A 24,460-nucleotide genomic window follows, 5' to 3' on the forward strand; every position below is an offset into this window, starting at 1 on the left:
TAAGAGCATGCAACTTAATTCCACTGAAATTGCTGAACTGATCAAGAAAAGAATTGAACAGTTCAATGTAAGCAGTGAAGCACGTAATGAAGGTACTATCGTCGCAGTAACAGACGGTATTATCCGCATTCACGGCCTTGCAGATGTAATGCAAGGTGAAATGATCGAGCTTCCTGGAAGCCGTTACGCAATTGCACTAAACCTTGAGCGAGACTCTGTAGGTGCAGTTGTTATGGGTCCTTATGCGGACCTTAAAGAAGGCGATAAAGTACAATCTACTGGTCGTATTCTTGAAGTACCAGTAGGTAATGCACTACTAGGTCGTGTTGTTAACACACTAGGTGAGCCTATCGATGGTAAAGGCGCAATCGACGCTGCTGGTTTCGAGCCAGTTGAGAAAATTGCACCTGGCGTAATCGAGCGTCAATCGGTAGACCAGCCAGTACAAACTGGTTATAAGTCAGTTGACGCCATGATCCCAGTAGGTCGTGGTCAGCGTGAGCTTATCATCGGTGACCGTCAGTGTGGTAAAACAGCAATGGCTGTTGACGCTATCATCAACCAAAAAGGTACAGGCATTAAATGTGTGTACGTAGCGGTTGGTCAGAAAGCGTCTACTATCGCTAACGTAGTACGTAAACTAGAAGAGCACGGTGCACTTGACCACACTATCGTGGTTGCAGCATCTGCATCTGAGTCTGCTGCGCTTCAATACTTAGCGCCTTACTCTGGTTGTACTATGGGTGAATTCTTCCGCGACCGCGGTGAAGACGCGCTAATCGTATATGATGATTTGTCTAAGCAAGCTGTTGCTTACCGTCAAATCTCACTACTACTTAAGCGTCCACCAGGCCGTGAAGCATACCCAGGTGACGTATTCTACCTTCACTCACGTCTACTAGAACGTGCTGCACGTGTAAACGAACAATACGTTGAGCGTTACACAAACGGCGAAGTGAAAGGTAAGACAGGTTCATTGACTGCGCTTCCAATTATCGAAACGCAAGCTGGTGACGTATCTGCATTCGTACCAACTAACGTAATCTCAATTACCGACGGTCAGATCTTCCTAGAAACTGACTTGTTTAACGCAGGTATCCGTCCAGCGGTTAACGCTGGTATCTCGGTATCTCGTGTTGGTGGTGCTGCACAGACTAAAATCATCAAGAAGTTGGGTGGCGGTATCCGTCTAGCCCTAGCTCAGTATCGTGAACTTGCGGCGTTCTCGCAGTTTGCTTCTGACCTTGATGACGCAACTCGTGAGCAACTTGAGCACGGTGAGCGCGTAACTGAGCTAATGAAGCAGAAGCAGTACGCACCACTTTCAATTGCTGATATGGGTGTATCTCTGTTCGCGGTAGAAAAAGGTTTCCTTAAGGGTATCGAGCTTAACAAAATCCTAGATTTTGAAGCCGCTCTTCACTCTTACATGAACAGCGAACACGCTGACCTTATGAAGACTATCAACGAATCAGGTAACTACAACGACGAGATTGCCTCTAAGTTGAACGACGCTTTAACAACTTTTAAAGCGACACAAACTTGGTAATCAATGGTGCTGGTGTTTAACCACCAGCGCAATTCGTTGAGTAATCGGAGAGATAGTCATGGCCAGCGGTAAAGAAATAAAAGGTAAGATTGGGAGTATCAAAAATACTCAGAAGATTACCAGTGCGATGGAAATGGTTGCTGCGTCTAAAATGAAAAAGGCGCAGGAACGTATGGCTTCTGGCCGTCCATATGCACAAAATATGCTTAAAGTGATTGGTCACATTGCAAACGGTAACCTTGAATATCGCCATCCTTATTTGGAAGAGCGTGAAGTCAAGCGAGTCGGTTACATTGTGATTTCCACTGACCGAGGCTTATGTGGTGGCTTGAACACCAATGAATTTAAGCTCGTCACTCAAGACGTCAAAAAATGGCGTGAACAAGGTGTAGAAGTGGATTTCGCTGCATTAGGTTCTAAGGCGTGCAGTTTCTTCAACCGCTTTGGTGGCAAGTTGCTTGCTGCTGAATCTGGTTTAGGTGACAAGCCGTCTGTGAGCGATGTAGTGGGTGTTGTACGCGTTATGCTTAAAGCGTACGACGAAGGACAAATTGACCGAGTATTCTTGGTATTCAATGACTTCGTTAACACCATGACACAGAAACCTGTGATCAATCAGTTATTGCCTTTGCCAAAGTCAGAAGACGAAGAATATCAACATCGTTGGGACTACATCTACGAGCCAGATCCAAAAGAAATTTTGGAAGCACTAATGGTTCGTTACATTGAGTCTCAGGTGTATCAGGGTGTTGTAGAAAACGCGGCGTCAGAACAAGCTGCGCGAATGGTTGCCATGAAGGCAGCAACCGACAACGCCGGTAACCTCATTGATGAGTTACAACTGGTATATAACAAAGCGCGTCAGGCTGCAATCACACAAGAAATCAGTGAGATTGTGAGCGGTGCCGCAGCGGTGTAGGCAAAGGTTTAAAAGAGATAACGAGGACAAATTATGAGTCAAGGTAAGGTCGTCCAAATCATTGGCGCCGTTGTGGATATTGAATTTCCACAAGATGCGGTACCAAGAGTTTATGACGCACTACAAGTTACCGAAGGTGACTTGTCAGGTCTAACCCTGGAAGTGCAACAGCAATTAGGTGGTGGTGTTGTTCGTGGCATCGCACTAGGTACTACTGACGGACTAAAACGTGGTCTTGCAGTAGAAAATACCGGTAACCCAATCATGGTTCCAGTTGGTACGAAGACACTAGGTCGTATCATGGACGTATTGGGTAACCCAATCGACGAAGCTGGCCCAATTGGTGAAGAAGAGCGTATGTCTATTCACCGTGAAGCGCCTAGCTACGAAGATCAGTCTAGCTCGGTAGAACTACTAGAAACTGGTATCAAAGTAATCGACTTGGTTTGTCCATTCGCTAAGGGTGGTAAAGTTGGTCTATTCGGTGGTGCGGGTGTAGGTAAAACCGTAAACATGATGGAACTTATCCGTAACATCGCGATCGAGCACAGCGGTTTCTCAGTATTCGCTGGTGTTGGTGAGCGTACTCGTGAGGGTAACGACTTCTATCACGAAATGAACGAATCAAACGTACTTGATAAAGTATCGCTTGTATACGGTCAGATGAACGAGCCACCGGGTAACCGTCTACGTGTTGCACTTACCGGTCTAACAATGGCTGAGAAGTTCCGTGACGAAGGCCGTGACGTTCTATTCTTCGTAGATAACATCTATCGTTATACCCTAGCAGGTACTGAAGTATCTGCACTTCTAGGTCGTATGCCATCTGCGGTAGGTTACCAGCCTACTCTTGCAGAAGAGATGGGTGTACTTCAGGAACGTATTACGTCAACGAAGACAGGTTCAATCACTTCAATCCAAGCGGTATACGTACCTGCGGATGACTTGACTGACCCATCTCCAGCGACAACCTTTGCTCACTTGGATGCAACGGTAGTACTTTCTCGTGATATCGCGTCTCTTGGTATCTACCCTGCGGTAGACCCACTAGATTCAACGTCTCGTCAGCTAGACCCGCTAGTAATTGGTCAAGAGCACTATGACGTAGCACGTGGCGTACAGACTGTTCTTCAGCGCTATAAAGAGCTGAAAGACATCATCGCGATCCTAGGTATGGACGAACTATCTGAAGAAGACAAGCAAGTGGTATCACGTGCTCGTAAGATTCAGCGTTTCCTATCTCAGCCGTTCTTCGTAGCAGAAGTATTTACTGGTGCACCTGGTAAATATGTATCGCTAAAAGACACAATCAGTGGCTTTAAAGGCATTCTAGACGGTGAGTACGATCACCTTCCAGAGCAGGCCTTCTACATGGTTGGTTCTATCGAAGAAGCGCTAGAGAAAGCCAAGAAAGCATAATGACAGGGCTAGCAGTTGCTAGCCTAGCATAATGCTAACGTACCTAATCAGGAGGTTCACATGGCAATGACAGTACATTTGGACGTAGTAAGCGCGGAGAAAGCGATTTTCTCAGGTCGCGTTGAAGCGATTCAGGTGACCGGTAGCGAAGGTGAGCTGGGTATTCACCCAGGGCACGCGCCACTTATCTCTGCTATTAAACCTGGTATGGTGCGTTTGGTTAAACAGCACGGTGAAGAAGAAGTAATTTATGTTGCTGGTGGTGTACTAGAAGTACAACCTGGCAATGTTACCGTACTGGCTGATACCGCGGTTCGAGCTGAAGATCTTGACGAGCAGGCAGCACAAGAAGCCAAACGACGTGCAGAAGAGCACATCGCCAACCCAGGCGCTGACTTTAACTACGCTGAAGCAGCTCACGAGCTTGCAGAAGCTATTGCTCAACTTCGTCTTATTCAGAAGTTACGCAAGTAAAAAGCACAGCTTTGAAAAAACCCGCCAAATGGCGGGTTTTTTATTGCCGAACGAAAAGTGGTCGTTCACATTCTCTTACGTTTATTTTTATTGCTATCGCACTACACAAAGCTTATCGTTACAGCGTTTTAACCGATTTAAATTAAAACGTAATCGGCGCTAATTCTAGTGCCACCTTTGCCTGTAACGAATTATAGAAATGAAGCTTAACCTGTATTCCAACATGCACAAAGGTGCCTCTATTGGATTTTTTCCTCTGCTAACAACACTGATTTTACTTTCAGTGCATTACTTTACGGGCGCTTTAGACTGGCCTGGCGTAGGGGAAGTAAGAGCACAGCGGGATTTCAATTCTGCAATTGGCATGTCGTTGTTAACGGGGTATTTTTGGTTCGCACTGCGTTTAATGCATCAGAATGTTGCGAGCACTTTAATTTCCCTGCTTGTCAAAACAAACCAACTCAGTCAGTTTTCATCCCACCGAAGTGAACTCTCTCTTGAGTTCAAACACCACATTTTCAACGCCATCATTATTTCGATCATGATCACTATTGTGTATTGCATGTTTGAGGGGTTGATAACGGTAAAGCAGGAAATTCACGTCCTCTTTCTCACTGCAACGGCAGTCCCCTTTTGGTTCTTAGCCATTTTATTTTTATTTCAGATATCCTCTAATATTAAATACCTTACTAACAAAGTTTTGCCTCATGCTGGCGGTAATATTGACCGCCTTAAATCGATAATGACAATTTTAAAGCTAGGAACTACCAACAGTATTTTCGCTATGGGCGCGCTTACTATCTTCCCAATCTTCTGGTTAAAAAAAGACATACCTTCTATAGATGTTTTAGTGGTTACTTTTTTCACTGGGGTTGTCGGGTTCTATTTATTTTGGCCTGTAATCAAGCTGAAAAAAAGACTGGAAGACGAGCAAAAAGAAGTGGTTTTAATTCTTGAAGAACACATAGAAGATGGAATCAAGCGATGTGCAAAACAGCAAGAGTCTGTAACGGCGGTTTCTATCGAACAGCTAGAAAGTGAAAAAGAACGCGTGCTTAAGATGGGGGCTCGTATCTTTGCACCAAGGGACAAAGCACGAGTTGCAGCATGCCTCGCTCTCATCCCTATTTCTTGGGTTTTGTTGTTTGTTGTAGAGTGGCTAATTCAATTGCCTCGATACCACTAAATTGCGGCCATCGGAAGGGCCCCTCTTAAGCCAACCTCATCTGCTTATACAAAACATCGCCCACATGGTTATATATATTCTTTCATACTGATTGTCGCTGATTCGAAGCATTGCTATGGTAAAAGTTCATAAGTTAACGAGATTACTATTGTGCGAATATATGGCGACAAACGCTCTGGAAATTGCTACAAGCTCCAACTGCTTCTTTCTTTATTAGGTAAAACCTGCGAATGGGTTGATGTAGATATAATGAAGGGAGAGACAAGAGCACCGTCTTTTTTAGAAAAGTCCCCGAACGGAAAAATTCCGTTGCTAGAACTCGATGATGGTAGGGTGTTGTCAGAATCTAATGCGATCATGCACTATCTAGCATCTAATACCCCTTTAATCCCCTCTTCTCCCTATAGTTTTTCGCAGCTTTTGCAGTGGCAGTTTTTCGAACAATACAGTCACGAGCCTTATATCGCCGTTGCTCGTTACATCAATGTTTATTTAGGGCTACCCGAGGACAGGAAAGCGGAATACGAATCTAAACAAGCCGGGGGGTATCGTGCTCTGGCGGTTATGGAGCACCAACTCAATACGACACCGTTTTTACTTGGTGATGCTCTAACTCTTGCGGATATTTCGCTGTTTGCCTATACCCACGTTGCCCATGAGGGTGGGTTTGATCTTTCTGCCTACCCTGCCATTCGAAATTGGATAAGTTTAGTCAAAGATCAAAAGGGCTTCATTCCCATGAACGCGTAATGTGCGCTAAACGAAGTTATACGCTACAAATGCCTTCTATGTGACATGGGGCCTTGCCACTTATCTTGTAAGGCTCTTTGGGCCTCGTGAAGCCCCGAAATATCGCTTTGATCTAAGCGCAGCAATGCATAAGCGGTTGCCTCTAGCGTAGAGAGTGCGTTACTTAATGTCGTATGCCGAATAGCATAGTTAGACGCCGGTGCAGAATTGAAGTGAAACGCTCGCAACTTTGCTAGCCATGGATTCTGTTTAACTAAGCCAAATGCTTGTTTCCAACTACCATCTATAAGAATCAATTTGCTGAGTTTAGAACGTTCGTCGGCGCTTACATCTTCTATAGGTGTACTATGTTCACTCGGGTAAATTAACACTGAATGCTGAGGTAAGCAGTGTTTGGATAGGGATTGCATAGCGATGACATCATTAGCAGGTATGATCCGCGTTGATGGAATACACAATGAAACTAAGCGCGCCGTGTTCTTGGCATGAAGTGCTTCTTTTTCGTGTTGAATTATCACAATCTCTAACGATGTATCTACTGTGTTAATGTGAGAGCAAATACAGGTTTTTTGAGGATATCCACAGTGTTCACAATAAAGGCGCATAACTGAATTTCTTTATTCTCTCTTGAACGTTTATCGCACTTATTAACTAAGTACCTCAATAGATAGGATAATATACAACATGCCACATGAAGCAGTACAATCTCGAGTAGAGAAAACGCTCTCTTTAGTGCCTGAGGGGCAGGTAATAAGTTACGCCTTGCTCGCCGACCTGTGTGGATTACCCGGTAGGGCAAGAATGATGGGAAAGTGTTTAAGAGAAATAAATGCTGACTGCCACTGGCATCGCGTACTACGTGCTGACGGTAAAATTGCTTTTCCTGTTGGCTCTGAAAAAGCGGATGAGCAGAGAGAGCGATTAGCCGAGGAAGGTGTGGTCGTTAAAAACTACCGAGTGAATATGACGAAGTTTGGTTGGAAGCCAGATTTACATACTATACTAGTAGAGTTAGAGTACTGAACTTTCACTTTTTATATGAGAGCAGTTAGCAAATATATGGCGATTAATATAGTGCAGTGCATATAAGATGATAAAAAAGATTACTATTGATCAGTTAGTGCCAGGCATGTTTGTTCATCAAATTTTAGAGCAAAAAGGTGCGTTGACGGTAACGAGCCAAGGGCGCGTTACGTCTGGTGATGTGGTTAAAACGCTTAAAAAGAGAGGTGTGAAAACACTCGCCATTGATACAGATAAGGCGTTTAACGTTGAACAACCTAGTTCATCGGCCACTGTGGAAAAGCACCAAAACTCGCCTTCTGATCAGCCGGTAAAATCAAAAAAAATATCACTTGAAAATGAGCTGGTAAGAGCCGCAAAGCTTCACGAGCAAGGCAAGGAACTTCAAAAGTTGTTACTTGCCAATGTGCAAAAAGAGACGCCTTTTGATGCAAGTATTCCTAAAGCATTTTCAAACAAATTAGTTGAATCGGTAGATAGAAACCCCGACGCGCTGCTTTGCCTGACTAAAATTCGCGAGAAAGACGACTATTTATTAGAGCATTCTCTTAACGTTGCTATTTTACTCGCCAATTTTGGCAAGTATTTAGGAATGTCTGAAGAAGAGGTGCAAGATCTCTCCTATGCAGGCTTTCTACATGACTTGGGCAAAATCAAAATCCCAGATGAAATTCTTCATAAGCCAGGCCGCCTCACAGAGAGCGAAATGGAAATCATGAAAGGTCATGTAAAGCATGGGGTCGACTATTTAAAAAGTACGGAAATTGCACAGCCGCTGATTCAAGCGATTAGTGAGCATCATGAACGATTGGACGGGTTAGGTTACCCTGCTGGGACCAAAGGTGAGGATATTAGCCAAGCGGGTCGAATGCTTGCCATTGCCGATATGTACGATGCACTCACAGCAGACCGGGTGTATAAGGCCGGTATGCCTAGCCAAAAGGCATTCTCTATTTTGATGAGTGATGCGCCAACGCGGCTTGACCAGTCGCTCGTTCAACAGTTTATAAAATGTCTGGGCGTTTATCCTGTGGGGAGCCTAGTTCTATTATCAAATGATAAATTAGCGATGGTGCTTGAACAGAGAGACTCCCCGTTTACGCCACTCGTGAAGGTTTTTTATTCGGTTCGCAGTAACCACTATTTAACGCCGAAAGATGTTGACCTATCATCGGATAAAACAATCAGTATCAACAAAGCCGTAATAGCGTCTGACTATAAGATTGATGTGAACGCATTTTTTGAGCGTTCAGTTTCAATAGGCTAAAACGTTACTTTTTAGCAACACAGTGTAGTATTTACACTGTGCACCAACGCATTTTTCTTCTTTCTTCCAACGCTCATTTAGCTAACGTTCAGGTTTGATGCCCTACAATACTCTATACGTGAAGTGCTGTAATGCCTTTGAGTGCTGACCTTTAGGAAAAATTAAGCAGGATGCGAACTCGTGACGATCAGGTATTCGTTATTACTCACACAGATAATATTTGCCAGTGGAACGCTAATTGCTATCACTGTAGTTGTTTAATGCAAAACTAACACTGAGCTTATTGAGAGTGGCAATGGATAAATGCAACTCATCAATATTAAGCTTTTAATTGAAATAAGAGGAAGTTATGAAAAAGACTCTTGCTGTAAGTTTGATTGCTGCGTCACTAACGGTAGCAGGTTGCGCAACTGATCCGAATAATACGCAAAAAGGAGCCGCAATTGGTGCGGTAGTAGGCGCATTGCTGGGTAAAGCGACAGGTGATAACGACAAAAGTCGTTATGCGTGGGGCGCTGCGGTAGGTGCAATCGCGGGTGGTGCGATAGGTAACTACATGGACAAACAGGAAGAAGAGCTTCGAACTGAGCTTTCTGATACTGGCGTTCAAGTTGTGCGCGAAGGCGATAATCTGCGATTGATCATGCCAGGCGACATTACCTTTGCTACTGACAGTTCTAGCATCAGCCCTAACTTCAATCCGGTTCTTCAAGACGTTGCCAAAGTCGTAAACAACTACGAAAAAACCGTTCTTATGATTAAAGGCCATACGGATGACACAGGCTCTGAGCAGTATAATCAGTCTTTATCTGAGCGTCGTGCAGGAGCGGTTAAGAATTTACTTATTAACTATTCTGTTAACCCGACGCGCATCACAACGGTAGGTATGGGCGAATACGCACCTAAAGTACCTAACAATAGTGCAGCAAACCGCTCAATGAACCGTCGAGTAGAGATGGAAATTCAACCACTCACACAGTCTAATACCTAAAGGTAGTTAAGACCTAAAGAGAAACAAAGGCCCCGTGACGTCGGGGCTTTTTTATTGCATTGTTTTAATTTGATTAGCAACGCTATCTGCAAGCGCGTTGGGTATAGGGATAGTTAAATGGTATTGGGTTACTTTCCACTTCGCTCCCTCTTTTATTAAGACACCTGTGCCTCGTGTTTCTCCCAGGCTTTCATTATCGAGCAGTTCATCGAACCAGGCTACGTCGTTATTAGGGGAAAAATAGATATGCCTGTCTCGCGGGTGGTATGTCCATCCTCTGCCTTTATCAAAGTGAGGTTTGGCGTACGCCTTAAACGCTTCTTTGGTCCATACTTCAGATGCGTCGGTGCCAATGAAGATCGCACTGTCGTGATACAAACTGAAATACTCATCAAGGTCCGCCACTGACGCGTTGTGATGTAAGGCGTTGAGTGTCTGATTCACCGCGTCGCGGTCGTCGTTCGCAACGGCTGCCGTCGCTGCAGCAAGCATGACCAGACTTAACAATAGATATTTCATAGTGACTCCGTTTTTCTCTTAGGATTTCTTATTATGCTGCTGAACGCATTATTCGTATATTCGAAGCAAACAATTATAACTTTTTAGTGTAATGTTATAGCATAGGGTTAATAGTGTGGCTCTCGATGTTATCAATAGCTTAAAAGCCTTTGCGTTTTTAATCGACGTTATATTGGCAATAAACATCTCTTATCGAAGTAGTGGCTAAAATGTCTCCAAATATTCAACGAAACCGTATTCGAAGTATTGATATGATGCGTGGCTTAGTCATGCTCATTATGCTTATCGATCACGTGCGAGAACGCTTTTTTCTGCATTTGCAGGTATCTGATCCCATGGATATCGATACTACGTCGCCCGCTTTATTCTTCACAAGGCTAGCCGCACACTACTGCGCCCCCACTTTTGTATTTTTGACGGGGTTATCCGCCTGGCTTTATGCCAATCCTGCGGATTCGGTGAATAAGCCTAAGCCTACACGCAATGTAAGAGAGTTCTTATTTAAGCGTGGATTGTTTATTTTGTTCTTGGAGTTCACATTTATTACGTTTAGTTGGGGGGCGAGTTTCCAAACGCTTTATCTTCAGGTGATGTGGGCCATAGGTATCAGTATGATTTCTCTGGCAGTATTGAGTTATCTTCCAAGAACACTATTGCTCATATTAGGCCTCTTAATTGTCTTTGGACATAATGCACTAACGCCAATTAGCTATGTTCCACATGAAACAGGCTATACACTTTGGACAATGCTGCACGATAGAGGCTATATACTGCAGTCAGCCACACTCAATATCAAAGTGAGTTATCCCGTGCTTCCTTGGATAGGGGTAATATTGCTCGGTTATGTATGTGGGCCCCTTTACAGTCAACAACTTGATAAAGCGCGACGCGGTCGGTGGTTGCTTGGTTTATTTGCTGTGTCGCTCAGCCTATTTTGCCTACTTCGCGGTTTGAATATTTACGGTGAGACCTTGCCTTGGGAGCTACAACAAAGTGCTATCAGTACGTTGATGTCATTACTTAATTTGACTAAGTACCCACCGTCTTTAGCATTTTTGCTCTTTACGCTGGCCGGCATGTTTCTATTGTTGTTTGCTTTCGAACGCGTTAAGGAAACGCAGTTTGCGTTTCTTGACACCTTTGGCTCGGTTCCGATGTTTTTCTACATCCTGCATTTGTACGTATTGCTGGTGATGTACGGCATTGCATTCGTTATCTGGGGCGCAAATAAAGGAAAGTACGTGGGCGTAGACCACATTTATCAAATTTGGCTAATAGCTGCAGGTCTTAGTATAGTGCTTTATTTCCCTGTTAAATGGTTTAGCGCCTACAAATCCAAACACCACTCACCTTGGCTTAAATATTTATAAAACAGCCCTTTGCGTCTATGGAGGGTTCTACCATCATTAAGATGGATAGCAAAGTGTGCTATTGGGAGCGAAAGGCACTTAATTGAAAGTTTTAATTGAGAGTTTAGATGAAAGTCGGTTTTCGACTTACCAGCTTGGCTTCATCCTTCATGTTTTACCGTAGACTCCCGAACAACCAAGGAAGGTTCGAAGTACAGCTGAACGTTATTAGCCTGACCATATACTTTATTAAGTATGTACTTGGCTGACATTTCAGCCATTTCCGCAATTGGGTTACTCACCGTGGTAAGACGAGGAAAAACATGGTGGGCAAATACCACGTCATCGAAACCGACAATAGATAAGTCTTGGGGAAGGCTCATGCCTAAATCTCTCGCGCAGCTTATCGCACCCGATGCCATCCAGTCGTTGGCACACACTAAAGCCGTAAAGGGCACATCGCGCGCCATCAGCTCTAACAGGCCAATCTTACCGTCATCTTCAGAATAGTCGCCGTTAAAAATTAACTGTGGGTTTATGGGCAACCCTGCTTCCGACAAGGCGCGCTTGTGCCCTTCCAGGCGCAACATCGCGTCACTCTTGCCAGCAGGTCCAGAGATATATGCAATATCTTTATGGCCTAACTCGAGTAAATGGCGGGTAGCCAGATATCCACCCTTTTCATTATCGAGACTAGTGCATGCCTCAGCTAACCCTTCCACCCGTCTGTTAACCAAAGCAACGGGAAGTTTCGACTGATTTAACTCCAATAAATACTCATCAGGCAATGCTTCTGCATGCATGATGAGTGCATCACAGTTACGACTAATGAGAAACTCTACCGCGTCTTTCTCTGTTTCTAGGCAATTTCGTCCTACCGAAATAATGACATGTTTATCTGCGGCACGCAGCGTTGACTCTACAGCTTGCATTAGGTCGCCAAAAAACGGAGCGTTAAGTTCAGGTACAAGTACCCCAACGCTGTCAGTGCGGTTATTTGCCAATGAACGAGCGACAGAATTTGGGCGGTAATTTAGCTCTTTAACCGCTTTCTCTACGCGTTCTTTCAGTACTTTGTTTACCGAAGCCTTACCATTTAATACGCGGGATACCGTAGATAAAGAAACACCTGCACGCTCGGCAACTTGATAAATGGTGGGCACGTGATAAGACCTCGTTCTCTAAAACAATCACTCTAACTGACTGTATTATGCCGATATCGACGGTTGTTCGCTACGTCGAGAGAGTAAAGCTTGTGTAACTTCTTTTTGTTTTTCGTCATTTAATGGGTACAGACAGATTAACGCTGCGCCAGCAAAGCCAAATAGCGCCGGTATCCAACTCATTAAAGACTTCATGCCCGGAAGCGTTTGATTAATTGTATTGATATCAAGACCGTTATAGCCATAGCTTCCTAATACCAATAAGACGAGCGCCCCTGCAAAACCTCCCCCTGTTTTTTGAACAAAAGAGCCTGCAGAGTAGACGAGTCCGGTGGCTCTTCGACCTGTCTTATATTCGCTGTAGTCTGCTGAGTCTCCTAGCATAGAGAAAAATAATGTAGGTAATATGGCTGCAAAAAACTCTGCACTGCAACCTAGAATGAATATGGCGCTCACGCTTTTCTGAGGAACAAAATAAATGCCAGAGGTCAATACACTACTTGCTAACAGCGCGATAATAAAAAGCTTCTTTCGTCCAAAAACAGCGGCTAATTTAGACGTTGCTAATGCACCGAAAATCGACACCACCAGCAGTGAAATGAAAAAGTAGCCTGTGAGCAGCTCATTGCCCATGTAATATTTGAAATAGTAGGCAATAACGCCATATTTGATGCCGTTAAACATCATGGTTAGAAAACCCATTCCTAACAGAATTAGCCAGGGTTTATTGGAAAGCAGGTCGATAATATCCTGCTGAGAACGGGTGTTTTCGGCTTCCGGTCGGCGAGTTAACCGTTTAACTGCAATAGTAGTAAGCGCTATAACAGTAATGAAGATTGCCCCAGTTAATACGTCTCGATAATAAAAGAAGGCGGTTATTGCTGAAAGAGGAACTAGAATTAACGGTAACTGCTTTCCCAAGTCGATGAGTTCAGATGTTAGTGAACGAGGAGCGGGCGCTACTTGGGAACCTGTCTCTGTTTTTGGAGAGTCCAGTTTAGTGTCTTGAGGCTTTGAAACCTGCTGCAACGTTACGCGCTCTTTCGTGGTAAAAACTGTTACACACATTAATATGACAAGCAACGTGGCAAACAACCACATGGTATATTGATACCCTACAGCAGTGTTCCCTTGGCCTAGCATGTCCACCAGCATAGGCAAACAACCCATAACAAGCAGTCCACCAAAGAATGCCCCGGCAAAACGAAAGCCAGACAAACTTGTACGCTCTCTATCATCACTGGTCATCACGCCCATTAGCGCTGAGTACGGTACATTATTAACCGTATACGCTAAGGTTAGTCCGATGTAGGTCAGGTAAGCGTAAATGAGTTTGCCTGAATACGAGAGATCAGGTGTGGTAAAGCAAAGGACCATGAAAAGGCCAAGAAAAGGAGTAGAGCCTAATATCCAAGGGCGAAACTTTCCCATCTTAGTTTGGGTTCTGTCAGCAATCATTCCCATGATAATATCGGTCACACCGTCAGAAAGACGAACGACAAGAAATAGCATCGCAGCTGCAGCGGCTGTAATACCGAACGTATCGGTATAAAATACCGCCAAATATGCAAGTGCGCCCCGCCAAACTAAATTGGCCGCAGCGTCGCCCATGCCATAACCTACTTTTTCTTTTAATGTCAGCTTATGGTTCATTGCTATTTCCACTGTTGTTATGTTCGACTTGCTATGAGCGCTTTATAAGCATTGGCGCTAAGTTTAAGCGTACGCTTTTGCGTTTCAAAATCCACATAAACTAGCCCAAATCGCTTTTCGTAACCTTCCGCCCACTCGAAGTTATCAAGCAGGCTCCATGCGAAGTAACCACTCACTTCTACTCCATCAATCACTGCGTTGTGTACCATGTTTAAATGGGCATTGTAGTAATCAACCCGATCCACATCATTAACAAGACCATCTTTGAGTTCGTCTGCCATTGCAGCACCATTTTCAGTTATAAAAATGGGAGGAAGCGTATATCGTTCGTTTAATGAAGTAAGTAAATCATAAAGCGCTTTTGGATAGATTTCCCAACCAATATCGGTCAATGGACCTTGATGAGGATGCTCTAAATACAATGCGCCTTTCTCTTTGGGCGCAGAGTAGTGTAATCGCGTGTAGAAATTTACCCCTAAGAAATCGATAGGCTGACAGATTGTCTCCATATCACCAGCTTCAACTGGTGGTCTATCCGCTTCGTCTATATCAAATAACACTTCGGGGTAGCTTCCCTCCATTACAGGCTGCATATACCATTGGTTGATATAGTCATCTGCTTTGCGGGTGGCTAATAGGTCTTCAGTCTTTTGTGTGGCGGGGTAGCATGGCGTAAAATTCAATACTATGCCAGCTTCACTATTTGGGACATTTTTTCTAAGCACCTTCATCCCAAGGCCGTGTGCTAGCAAAATGTGATGTGCCGCAGTTCTTCCGTATTTTCTACCTATTCTGCCAGGGGCGTGTACGCCTATTTCATACCCTAAATAAGCACTGCAAAAAGGTTCATTGAATGTTGCATAGGAAAAAACGGACTCGCCTAACGCCTGCGTTATTTTGTCAACATAGTCTTCAAATGCAAAAGCGGTTTGTCGGTAAAGCCACCCACCCTTATCTTCCAGGTGCTGCGGGAGATCCCAGTGATAAAGGGTAACAAATGGCTTAATGCCTTTTTCATTTAACGCATCAACTAGCGTTTTATAAAAGGCAACGCCTTTTGGGTTTAGCTCACCTTCTTGAGTGATAACGCGCGGCCAAGAAATAGAGAAACGGTAAGCATCTACATTTAAGTCTAACAAAATGTTGAAATCTTCTCTCCAGCGAGCAATATGATCACAGGCGACATCGCCATTGGAGTGATCAGCGATGGCTGAAGGCCGTTCACAAAATCTATCCCAAATACACTCGAGACGGTTATCGACATCCCCTTCTATCTGAAAACTTGACGTGGCAGTTCCATAAAGAAACGAATTTTTGAGTAAGGGACTGCCTGCGGGAAGCGAAATGCTGTTCATATGTCGATAACCTTTTTCTTACTGCGCAAATTCTAAGAGGATGCTGGCAGTACAATTAATCTAAAATAGTGAATCGGTTTATAGCACAAATAAAAATCAATTAGAAAGCGCTTTCTTATTTTTGTTTCATTTTTACGTTAATAAAACTGAAATTTTGATAGTCTGTTTGGGATTTTTATCGCCATTTCATAGAGTTTTTATTTTTTTTGTAAAGTGTTGATATTTATTTGTTTAAATTACTTTTAAAGAGGCTTGCAATATCTCGGGCTAGATACTCCCTGTGAATTAATTGTAAAAAATGTGTTGATCTTAAACTTCTGTTGAATTAATGTTCGGAAAGCGCTTTCTTGTGCATGGGTGTTATCGTTTCTCTTCGAGAAAGCCCTTTCTGGTAGCGCGTAAGGTTCACAACACATATAAAAGCCACTATTAAAGAGAGAAAGACCGTGACACAAACAACACCAATTAAAAGCAAGATCGCAGCAAGTTTGTCATTGATATTCGGCACCGCTTTGAGTAGCGGCGTGATGTCACCTGCGACGGCGCAAGAAACAGAAAAAAACATAGAAGTTATTCAGGTATCAGGCATACGAAGTAGTGTTCAGAAGTCGATGGGAATAAAACGCGACTCCGCCGGTGTTGTCGATGCTATTTCGGCGGAAGATATTGGTAAATTCCCAGATACTAACTTAGCGGAATCGCTCCAGCGTATAACGGGTATTTCTATTAACCGAAACAATGGTGAAGGTAATCAGGTAACAGCTCGCGGTTTCGGTCCAGACTACAATATGGTTACCCTAAATGGGCGTACTATGCCGGGTTCCGCATTACCTGGTGGTGGCGGTGTCGCGAACTCTAGAGCTTATGACTTTTCTGACTTAGCTTCTGAAAGTGTAAGAACTGTAGAAGTCTACAAGACGGGCAGAGCAAGTATCGCAACAGGCGGGATTGGTGCTTCAATTAATATCAAAACAGCTAGACCCTTCGATTCAGCAGACAACGGTTTTACTGCAAGCGTAGGTGCTAAGGCACTGCATGATACGACTAACCGCGTTGGTGATGACGTCACGCCAGAAGTCTCGGGCTTTATCAATTACCTCAATGACGACAATACTTTTGGTGTGACGTTTACCGGCTCATTCCAACAGCGTGACAGTGCTGCGCAAGGGGCATTTGTAAATCAGTGGAGAGTCAACTCATTTGACGGCACGGTACCGCAATCTCCTGATCCTGCCAATTCAAACAGTGGCGAGCCTGTAGTTTTGAACAACGCCCCTGCTATTGGGCAGCTTTTCGGCATTCCATCTGATTTACGTTACTACATGGCAGACCGCGAGCGTGATAGAACCAATGCACAGCTAACAATCCAGTTTGCCCCGTCGGATAAGATGACGGCCACGCTAGATTACACGTATTCAAGGCAGGATCTATTTGAAGCGCGCGCTGAACAATCAATTTGGATGGATGACAGATACTTTGCGGAACTGACCTTTGACGATGAAGCAGTAAGGACACCGGTATTAATCACTCAAGAACGCAGAGATTTACTGCCTCGCGACCTAGGCTTGGCACTCCAGGAGCTAAACCAAGTTAACGAAAATAAGTCTATTGGTTTAAACCTCGAGTATTTAGTAAATGATGATCTTACCCTGTTTTTTGACCTTCATAATTCGTCAGCTGAAGGTCGGCCAGATGCGCCTTATGGAACATGGACAAACTTAGGATTAGGCGCAAACGTGGTCAAAGGACAAGGCGTCGATTTCAGAGGCGATTTCCCGATTATGTTTGTCGATTTTGACGATGCTGCTCGAGACAACCTAAACGGTAATGGTGTACTTGACCAAGATGATGTAGGTACATCGATACTAGACATGAATTTCTCATCGCAAGATACCGAGATTACCCAAGCTCGTCTTGATGGGTCTTACGTCATGGATACCGGAAGCATTAACTTTGGTATAGAGTCGCGCTCTATGGAAAGTACGTCACTTCAATCACTAACGCGCCACACAATGGGAAATTGGGGTATTGAAAATCCCGGTGAACTTCCTGCGGGCTCTTTAACTCCGCTCGATTTAGTAAACGAATTTGATGATTTTAACACCGGCGGTATGTTCTCACAGGGCTTCACCGGGAGTGTTGCAGAAATTGGTGCATTTGCAGCCCAAGAATATGGATTTGACTTAGTGGCTAACAATCCATTCGCGACCAACCGCACTATTGAAGAAGACATAACCGCAGTTTACTTTGAGCTAGACTTGTCAGGTGAGTTGAACGGCATGGAATATAACCTGCTTACTGGCGTTCGCTATGAAAATACTGATGTTACTTCTATTGCAAACATAAGCTTACCGAGCGGTATTGCGTGGGAAGGTAATAATGATTTTAACGTGCGCTTTGGTAGTGAAATGGAAGATGTTGCCGTTAAAACAAGTTACGACCATGTATTACCAGCATTAGATTTTGATATAGAAATTGTGGAAAACATGATCGCTCGTTTTTCTTATAGCAAGACTATCGCGCGCCCAACTTATGAAAGGCTGAGCGCCGCTTCAACAGTCTCGCCACAGAGTTTCCCTACCCTTATTGGAAGTGGCACAACGGCTACGGCTAGTTCGGGTAATCCAACGCTTGTTCCACTTGAATCCGATAATCTAGATCTGTCGTTTGAGTACTATTTCGAAGAAACCAGTTATGTGTCGATTGGTTTCTACGACAAGCGAGTTAAGAATTTTGTTGGTGATGAACAGGTAGAGGAAAACGTATTTGGATTGCGTGATGTAACCAACGGACCACGGGCACAAGAAGCCTTGGCCGAACTGGAAGCTCGTGGTATTCCAGTAAGCGACACATCTTTATTCAACATGGTTGCCGCGCTAGAAAACGGTATTGACTATGACTCACTAACGGATGACCAGTTTGAGCAGCAATTCGATATATTGCCAAACAGCGATGATCCGCTTCTTACCTTCGTCAACGCTAAACCGGTTAACAATAAAGCGGCGAATATTTATGGTTTTGAGTTCGCGGCACAGCACTTCTTTGGTGACAGTGGCTTTGGTGTACAGGCAAACTATACAACGGTTACTGGAGATATCGGTTTTGACAATGAAGCTAACCCGTTAATTACACAATTTGCTCTAGTAGGTTTAAGTGATACTGCTAATCTTGTATTCATGTACGAGAAAGACGCTTTGCAAGCTCGTATTGCATACAACTGGCGCGACAAGTTTTTAGACACAACTTCTCAGTACATCAATGAGCCGGGTTATACCGAAGCGTATTCACAGATAGATTTAAGTATCTCCTATGATGTTACCGAAGATTTAACGGTAGCCTTTGAAGGGATCAACATCACTGAAGAAAATATTCGCAGACATGGGCGTACCAGCGCAATGCTTTGGAACTTAGATGAATATGGCGCTAGATATGCGCTAAGCGCCAGATATACATTTTAAATATTGGGGTGTGTTTACCCGCTAAAGTGCTTAGGGTTGCGCTTTAGCGGGTTTTTTTGTCATAGTGCTGTTTAAATAGTAAACACAAGCTTCAACACGTCAGAGAAACAGTGCTTTTCAATGTAGCGTGGTTATCGTCTTATGAATAATTCACAAAACCAATGCGGTCTACATCGGGTCGTCATTGTTGGAGGTGGGACAGCAGGATGGCTTGCGGCTGGCGTTTTTGGGGCAAAACTTAGCACAAAACATTCAGTTACCCTTGTTGAATCTCCTACTGTCTCATCCATCGGCGTTGGTGAAGGTTCATGGCCGTCACTTCGCGATACCCTTCTGGATATTGGCATTAGTGAATCTGAGTTTTTAACTTTATGCCAAGGCGCTTTTAAACAAGGTTCTAGCTTTGTGAATTGGCGTAAAAATGCGCACAGCTATTACCATCCATTTACTGTTCCTGCTGCCTACAACGAACTCGACATCCATGCTTGCTGGAAGGCACTAGCGCCAAACACGCCATACCAAGATGCATTCTCGTTACAGGCCGCAATGTGTGTAGCAGGCAAGGCGCCGAAACAAATAGCTACCCCAGACTATGCCCACGTGCTCAATTACGGTTATCACTTTGACGCTACAAAGCTTGCCGATTTGCTGAAACAACATTGCGTAGACAAGCTAAATGTTGATTATGTGAGCGGGCATATTGGGTCTATTAAATCGTCTTCAGATGGTTATATTGAAAAATTGATAACTGAGTGCGGCAAAGAAATCGTTGGCGATCTGTTTATTGATTGTTCAGGGAGCAGCGGCTTACTTATAGATAAACATTTTAATGTGCCATGGATACCGGTTAAGCGCACAATGCTTAACGATCGCGCCGTTGCGCTTCAAGTGCCTTATTCTGATACCGATACAGAAATAAAGAGTACCACGGTAGCTACTGCACAAACCTGTGGGTGGACGTGGGATATTGCGTTGCAGCACCGCCGAGGTGTAGGCCTGGTTTACTGTTCTCAATTCACAAATGAAGAGCAAGCAAAGCAGGTGCTGATTGACTACGTTCGTGAACGCTACCCTAGTGCACAAGATGCAGAGCTTTCTTTTCGTACACTCTCCTTTGAACCTGGCTATAGATCACAGTTTTGGGTAAAAAACTGTTTAAGCTTAGGTATGTCTTCGGGGTTTGTTGAACCGCTTGAAGCATCAGCCATTGCCATGGTCGAGCTTGGCTTGCGTATGCTCTGCGAGGCGTTTCCGCACAATAAAAAGCACATGGAAATAGTTAGTAAGCGCTACAACTCGCGCTTTGCATATCGCTGGCAGCGCGTTATCGACTTTCTAAAACTACATTATGTTTTGAGCGATAGAGAAGAGCCGTATTGGATAGCGCAAAGAGATAAGGCGTCCATACCCGACTCACTCGCTGAATTGCTTGAACTGTGGAAGTATCAAAGCCCTTCACGCTTAGATCTTATCGAGAACGAAGAGATTTTTCCCTCTGCTAGCTACCAGTATGTACTGTACGGCATGGGCTATTCTACGTCTGCGCCCCTATTACGGCTAAGCGAAGCGAATAAGCGTAAAGCTCTGCATATTCTCAAAACCTTACAACGAACTAAAAACGCTTATCTGAAGGGATTGCCGTCTAACAGAGTTTTACTCAATGATATTGCAAAGCGCTACAACAACGAAAAACAACACGTGCCCTCGCATGCTCAATGTGAAAAGAACGAACATGCTTCAGCTTCGAGTTGTAAGGACATAAAAAATACTTCAGATAAAAAGGACACCTATTATGACCGTATCGGGTTTAGATAGCAGTAAAAATCAAACGCCCGTTAAGAACGTAGTCATTGCGGGTGGCGGTACTGCGGGATGGATGGCGGCCACAGCGCTGTCACGGCTTTTGGGTAAGTCGATAAAGGTTACGCTAGTCGAGTCGAAAGATATTGGCATTGTAGGTGTGGGCGAGGCCACTATTCCGCCGATAAGAACATTTCACAAATTACTGGGCATCGACGAAAAAGCATTTATGCGCGCTACCCAAGCCACATTCAAACTGGGTATTGAGTTTGAAAACTGGCGTGAACAGGCTCACAGCTATATCCATTCGTTTGGTATTACCGGAAGAGAGTGTTGGGCTGGCGAGTTTCATCATTTTTGGCTGAGGGCTAAAGAATACGGATTTGGTGGTGAATTTGGTGATTATTGCCCGGAACTGATTGCCGCTAAACAGAGCAAGTTCGCCACATCAGAAGCCATGCCGCTTAACTTTGCCTATCATTTTGATGCTGTTGCCTACGGTCGATTTTTAAAGTCTCTAGCGTGTGAAGCTGGGGTTACGCACAAGGAAGGAGACATAGAAAAGGTCACTGTATGCCCACAAGCAGGCAACATCCAGTCCCTTCAATTAGCAAGCGGAGAAGTGATAAACGGTGACTTCTTTATAGACTGTACGGGCTTTAAAGGGCTGCTTATTGAACAGGCGCTTCACACCGGTTACGACGATTGGCGACACTATCTTTTTTGCGATAGTGCGGTAGCTATGCAAACTGAGCTTACAGCCCCACCTGTGCCATACACCAAAAGCGTGGCCCATAAGGCGGGGTGGCGCTGGCAGATACCACTTCAAGAGCGAATGGGTAATGGATTGGTATTTTGTAGCCGCTTTATGAGCGATGAAGACGCCATAGATACACTTAAAGCTCAGGTGACAGGCGCGCCCATTAATGAGCCTAGAGTGATTCGTTTTACGCCTGGTAAACGCAGGCGTGGTTGGAATAAAAACTGCGTGGCACTAGGGCTATCCAGTGGATTTATTGAGCCTTTAGAGTCGACCAGTATCCATCTAATCATGACTGGCCTTATACGCTTAATGCGCCTATTCCCTTTCGATGGCATCACCCAAAGCGCAATCGACGAATACAATAATAAGTTTGATAGCGAAATGTCGGCCATACTCGATTTTATTGTGATGCATTACAAGGTGACACAGCGAGAGGACAGCCCCTTTTGGCAGCAATGCCAACGCATGGAGATTCCTACGTCACTTGAGCATAAATTGGCTTTATTTGCCGAGTCTGGCCGCGTGTTTTTAGATGACGGAGATATTTTTCGCGTCGATTCATGGACCCAAGTATTAATGGGCCAGGGCATGACACCAAGCCAGTACCATCGTGTTGCCGATGAAATGAGTGAGCAGTCTTTAAAGCAGTTTATGGCAGGATTAAAGCAGCAGGTGGATAATCACGTAGCTAAACTTCCCTCGCACGAGGCCTTTTTAACACAGTATTTGAATTGAATTATTAGAAGCGTTAGATGTTGGCGGCAGGTCGCGCGTTAACGGTGACTCAAGCAGCTCGTAACCGACGAGTAACCAAACGCCCTACAGAAGTCTCAAACCCAGCTAGAAAGCTGGGTTTGGTGTTATTTATTGAATGAGTTTGAGTCTGCTTTTTAATTACTCAATATTCTGAATTTGCTCGCGCATCTGCTCAATCAGGACTTTAAGTTCAACCGCCGATTGTGTGATGTCGGTGCTGATAGACTTTGAACCTAACGTGTTCGATTCGCGGTTAAACTCCTGCATCATGAAATCAAGACGGCGGCCTACTGCTCCACCCTTCTTAAGGATATTGCGGGTTTCCTTAACGTGAGCATTTAGACGATCTAACTCTTCTGCCACATCTACTTTTTGCGCCAGCATGATCATTTCTTGTTCAAAACGGCCTGCATCAAGTTCAACCTTTGCCTCTTCAAAGCGGGTTTGCACTTTTTCTCGCTGCCACACCATGATTTCAGGCATACGTGCGGCCACTTTTTCAGCTTCCACTTCAATGGCATCTAGGCGCTGGGTGATCATACCTTTAAGGGCTTCCCCTTCGGTAGCGCGGGCACTAATAAAATCGTTAAGTGCTTGGTCGAACGCGGCCATTACGTCAGCGTGGATGGTGTCCATATCGGCCTCTTCCGCTGCGATTACCCCAGGCCAGCGCAAAACGTCTAGCGGGTTAACCCCCGTGGATTGGCCATGGGATTGCACCCAGTCAGCGGCGTGAAGCACTTGCTTAGCCAACTCTTCGTTTAAGCTTAGCTTAGTTACAGCAGCATCGTTGGCAGTAAAACGCAGCGCACATTCGACCTTACCTCGAGCTAGCTTTTTACGGAATCGTTCACGTAAAACCGGCTCCAATGAGCGAAACTGCTCCGGCAGGCGAAAATAAGTTTCTAAAAAGCGTTGGTTGACCGAGCGTATTTCCCACACGGCTGAGCCCCACTCTTTTTTGGTTTCTACGCGCGCAAACGCTGTCATGCTGTAAATCATAAATATCCTTTAAATTTAACTGAAAGCCTGCAAAAACAACCCGAACGTCGTGTTGTATACGTGAATATCTACAGCAGGTTTTCTTGTATTTTGTATATTAGCGCACATTTACGTAATTCAATAAGCAAACATGTAAAGTTCGTTTTTAACGGCCGCGGGTATTGCGTTATACTTAGGCGCAATTTCGTAGCTACATCGAATTTATAGGTTTTGACCGCGAACTGGGCTTTCTATTCACATATCGCCAATAAAACCTGTAAAACGCTACCCTTTTTTAAGCACTTACGTTGTGGAGAACACTATGCGTCCAAGCGGCAGAACCGCCAGTCAAATTCGCCCTGTTACAATTACTCGCCAATACACTTGTCACGCAGAAGGCTCTGTTCTTGTAGAGTTTGGTAACACTAAGGTGTTGTGTAATGCGACGGTAGAAGAAGGTGTGCCACGCTTTATGAAGGGCCAAGGGAAAGGCTGGATTACAGCTGAGTACAGCATGCTTCCACGTGCTACCCATACGCGAAGCGGCCGTGAAGCGGCGCGCGGTAAACAAGGCGGCCGCACGTTAGAGATCCAGCGTCTAATTGCGCGTTCACTACGCGCAGCGGTAGATTTAAAACTTCTGGGTGAAAACACCATTACGTTGGACTGCGACGTTATTCAGGCCGACGGCGGTACGCGCACAGCGTCAATTACCGGTGCGTGTGTAGCTCTTGTTGATGCACTTACTTACATGCGTGCGAAAGGCATTATCAAAACTAACCCGCTTAAACATATGATTGCCGCCCTTTCAGTAGGTATTTACGAAGGTACGCCAATCGCTGACCTTGAGTACACCGAAGACTCTGAGGCAGAGACAGACATGAATATCGTGATGACCGAAACCGGCAAGCTGATTGAAGTTCAAGGTACTGCAGAGGGCGAACCCTTCTCGTTTGAAGAGCTTGACGAGATGCTGAAAATTGGTAAGCACGGTTTACGTGAACTGTTCGACATTCAAAAAGCGGCGCTAGCGTAAGCGAGTCATCGACACGTAGTTAGAACCAACGCGTAAATTAGAAATTAAG

20 protein-coding genes are annotated in these 24,460 nt (G+C 44.6%); 14 read left to right on the forward strand and 6 right to left on the reverse strand.

The window, feature by feature from the left end:
- The first annotated feature begins 7 nt into the window (after nucleotides 1-7).
- From atpA to RJ41_RS12415, 6 genes are all read left to right on the forward strand, one after another.
- Complete coding sequence (gene atpA, locus RJ41_RS12390; protein ID WP_039221264.1) at nucleotides 8-1,549, forward strand: F0F1 ATP synthase subunit alpha; 1,542 nt, start codon at nucleotides 8-10, stop codon at nucleotides 1,547-1,549.
- 58 nt (nucleotides 1,550-1,607) lie between these two features.
- The gene (gene atpG, locus RJ41_RS12395) at nucleotides 1,608-2,468 is read left to right on the forward strand and encodes a F0F1 ATP synthase subunit gamma (protein WP_012520217.1); all 861 of its coding nucleotides are present in this window, start codon (nucleotides 1,608-1,610) and stop codon (nucleotides 2,466-2,468) included.
- Between the two features lie 33 nt (nucleotides 2,469-2,501).
- Entirely contained in the window at nucleotides 2,502-3,887 is a 1,386-nt protein-coding gene (gene atpD, locus RJ41_RS12400; protein WP_039221268.1) for a F0F1 ATP synthase subunit beta, read from the forward strand.
- A 60-nt stretch (nucleotides 3,888-3,947) separates the two neighbouring features.
- The gene (locus tag RJ41_RS12405) at nucleotides 3,948-4,361 is read left to right on the forward strand and encodes a F0F1 ATP synthase subunit epsilon (RefSeq protein ID WP_039221270.1); all 414 of its coding nucleotides are present in this window, start codon (nucleotides 3,948-3,950) and stop codon (nucleotides 4,359-4,361) included.
- 199 nt (nucleotides 4,362-4,560) lie between these two features.
- Nucleotides 4,561-5,547, forward strand: a complete 987-nt coding sequence (locus RJ41_RS12410; protein WP_039221272.1) for a hypothetical protein — start codon at nucleotides 4,561-4,563, stop codon at nucleotides 5,545-5,547.
- A 150-nt stretch (nucleotides 5,548-5,697) separates the two neighbouring features.
- Nucleotides 5,698-6,297 carry a glutathione S-transferase family protein gene (locus RJ41_RS12415; RefSeq protein ID WP_039221273.1) on the forward strand — a complete coding sequence of 200 codons (600 nt, stop codon included), beginning with the start codon at nucleotides 5,698-5,700 and terminating at the stop codon, nucleotides 6,295-6,297.
- 23 nt (nucleotides 6,298-6,320) lie between these two features.
- On the opposite strand, the gene RJ41_RS12420 is transcribed toward RJ41_RS12415, so the two are convergent.
- On the reverse strand, nucleotides 6,321-6,902 hold the full coding sequence (locus tag RJ41_RS12420; RefSeq protein WP_039221274.1) for a tRNA-uridine aminocarboxypropyltransferase: 582 nt from the start codon (nucleotides 6,900-6,902) through the stop codon (nucleotides 6,321-6,323).
- 79 nt (nucleotides 6,903-6,981) lie between these two features.
- Between RJ41_RS12420 and RJ41_RS12425 the strand changes: the two genes are divergently transcribed.
- The 3 genes from RJ41_RS12425 (at nucleotide 6,982) to RJ41_RS12435 (ending at nucleotide 9,578) form a co-directional block, all read left to right on the forward strand.
- Nucleotides 6,982-7,320, forward strand: a complete 339-nt coding sequence (locus RJ41_RS12425) for an MGMT family protein (protein WP_039221275.1) — start codon at nucleotides 6,982-6,984, stop codon at nucleotides 7,318-7,320.
- Nucleotides 7,321-7,387: 67 nt separating this feature from the next.
- Entirely contained in the window at nucleotides 7,388-8,587 is a 1,200-nt protein-coding gene (locus RJ41_RS12430) for a cyclic di-GMP phosphodiesterase (RefSeq protein WP_039221276.1), read from the forward strand.
- Between the two features lie 349 nt (nucleotides 8,588-8,936).
- Nucleotides 8,937-9,578, forward strand: a complete 642-nt coding sequence (locus tag RJ41_RS12435) for a YiaD family glycine zipper/OmpA-like lipoprotein (protein WP_039221278.1) — start codon at nucleotides 8,937-8,939, stop codon at nucleotides 9,576-9,578.
- 51 nt (nucleotides 9,579-9,629) lie between these two features.
- On the opposite strand, the gene RJ41_RS12440 is transcribed toward RJ41_RS12435, so the two are convergent.
- A complete protein-coding gene (locus tag RJ41_RS12440) occupies nucleotides 9,630-10,097 on the reverse strand; it encodes a nuclear transport factor 2 family protein (protein ID WP_039221279.1) in 468 nt (155 codons plus the stop codon).
- Between the two features lie 209 nt (nucleotides 10,098-10,306).
- Between RJ41_RS12440 and RJ41_RS12445 the strand changes: the two genes are divergently transcribed.
- A complete protein-coding gene (locus RJ41_RS12445) occupies nucleotides 10,307-11,467 on the forward strand; it encodes an acetyltransferase domain-containing protein (RefSeq protein ID WP_052235466.1) in 1,161 nt (386 codons plus the stop codon).
- A gap of 140 nt (nucleotides 11,468-11,607) precedes the next feature.
- Here RJ41_RS12445 and RJ41_RS12450 read toward each other — a convergent pair whose 3' ends face one another.
- From RJ41_RS12450 to RJ41_RS12460, 3 genes are read right to left on the reverse strand one after another with little or no spacing between them, the layout of a single operon-like run.
- On the reverse strand, nucleotides 11,608-12,609 hold the full coding sequence (locus RJ41_RS12450) for a LacI family DNA-binding transcriptional regulator (RefSeq protein WP_039221282.1): 1,002 nt from the start codon (nucleotides 12,607-12,609) through the stop codon (nucleotides 11,608-11,610).
- 45 nt (nucleotides 12,610-12,654) lie between these two features.
- Nucleotides 12,655-14,262, reverse strand: a complete 1,608-nt coding sequence (locus RJ41_RS12455; protein ID WP_039221283.1) for an MFS transporter — start codon at nucleotides 14,260-14,262, stop codon at nucleotides 12,655-12,657.
- Between the two features lie 17 nt (nucleotides 14,263-14,279).
- On the reverse strand, nucleotides 14,280-15,617 hold the full coding sequence (locus tag RJ41_RS12460; protein WP_039221285.1) for a GH1 family beta-glucosidase: 1,338 nt from the start codon (nucleotides 15,615-15,617) through the stop codon (nucleotides 14,280-14,282).
- Between the two features lie 527 nt (nucleotides 15,618-16,144).
- Here RJ41_RS12460 and RJ41_RS12465 point away from each other — a divergent pair.
- From RJ41_RS12465 to RJ41_RS12475, 3 genes are all read left to right on the forward strand, one after another.
- Entirely contained in the window at nucleotides 16,145-19,075 is a 2,931-nt protein-coding gene (locus RJ41_RS12465; RefSeq protein ID WP_240485796.1) for a TonB-dependent receptor, read from the forward strand.
- Between the two features lie 141 nt (nucleotides 19,076-19,216).
- Nucleotides 19,217-20,890: a tryptophan halogenase family protein gene (locus tag RJ41_RS12470; RefSeq protein WP_039221289.1), complete on the forward strand. Its 1,674-nt coding sequence runs from the start codon at nucleotides 19,217-19,219 to the stop codon at nucleotides 20,888-20,890.
- Nucleotides 20,868-22,373: a tryptophan halogenase family protein gene (locus tag RJ41_RS12475; RefSeq protein ID WP_039221291.1), complete on the forward strand. Its 1,506-nt coding sequence runs from the start codon at nucleotides 20,868-20,870 to the stop codon at nucleotides 22,371-22,373. The genes RJ41_RS12470 and RJ41_RS12475 overlap by 23 nt, the downstream gene beginning before the upstream one ends.
- Before the next feature lie 159 nt (nucleotides 22,374-22,532).
- Here the strand turns inward: RJ41_RS12475 and RJ41_RS12480 are convergent, their stop codons facing one another.
- Nucleotides 22,533-23,396, reverse strand: coding sequence for a YicC/YloC family endoribonuclease (locus tag RJ41_RS12480; RefSeq protein ID WP_039221292.1), 864 nt, complete (start codon nucleotides 23,394-23,396; stop codon nucleotides 22,533-22,535).
- Nucleotides 23,397-23,697: 301 nt separating this feature from the next.
- Here RJ41_RS12480 and rph point away from each other — a divergent pair, with 301 nt between their 5' ends.
- Nucleotides 23,698-24,411 (forward strand): ribonuclease PH, encoded by a 714-nt coding sequence (rph, locus tag RJ41_RS12485; RefSeq protein WP_014951432.1) that lies wholly within the window; start codon nucleotides 23,698-23,700, stop codon nucleotides 24,409-24,411.
- Nucleotides 24,412-24,460 lie beyond the last annotated feature (49 nt).

Origin of the sequence: Alteromonas marina (assembly GCF_000808575.1) — a bacterium.
Taxonomy (GTDB): domain Bacteria; phylum Pseudomonadota; class Gammaproteobacteria; order Enterobacterales; family Alteromonadaceae; genus Alteromonas; species Alteromonas marina_A.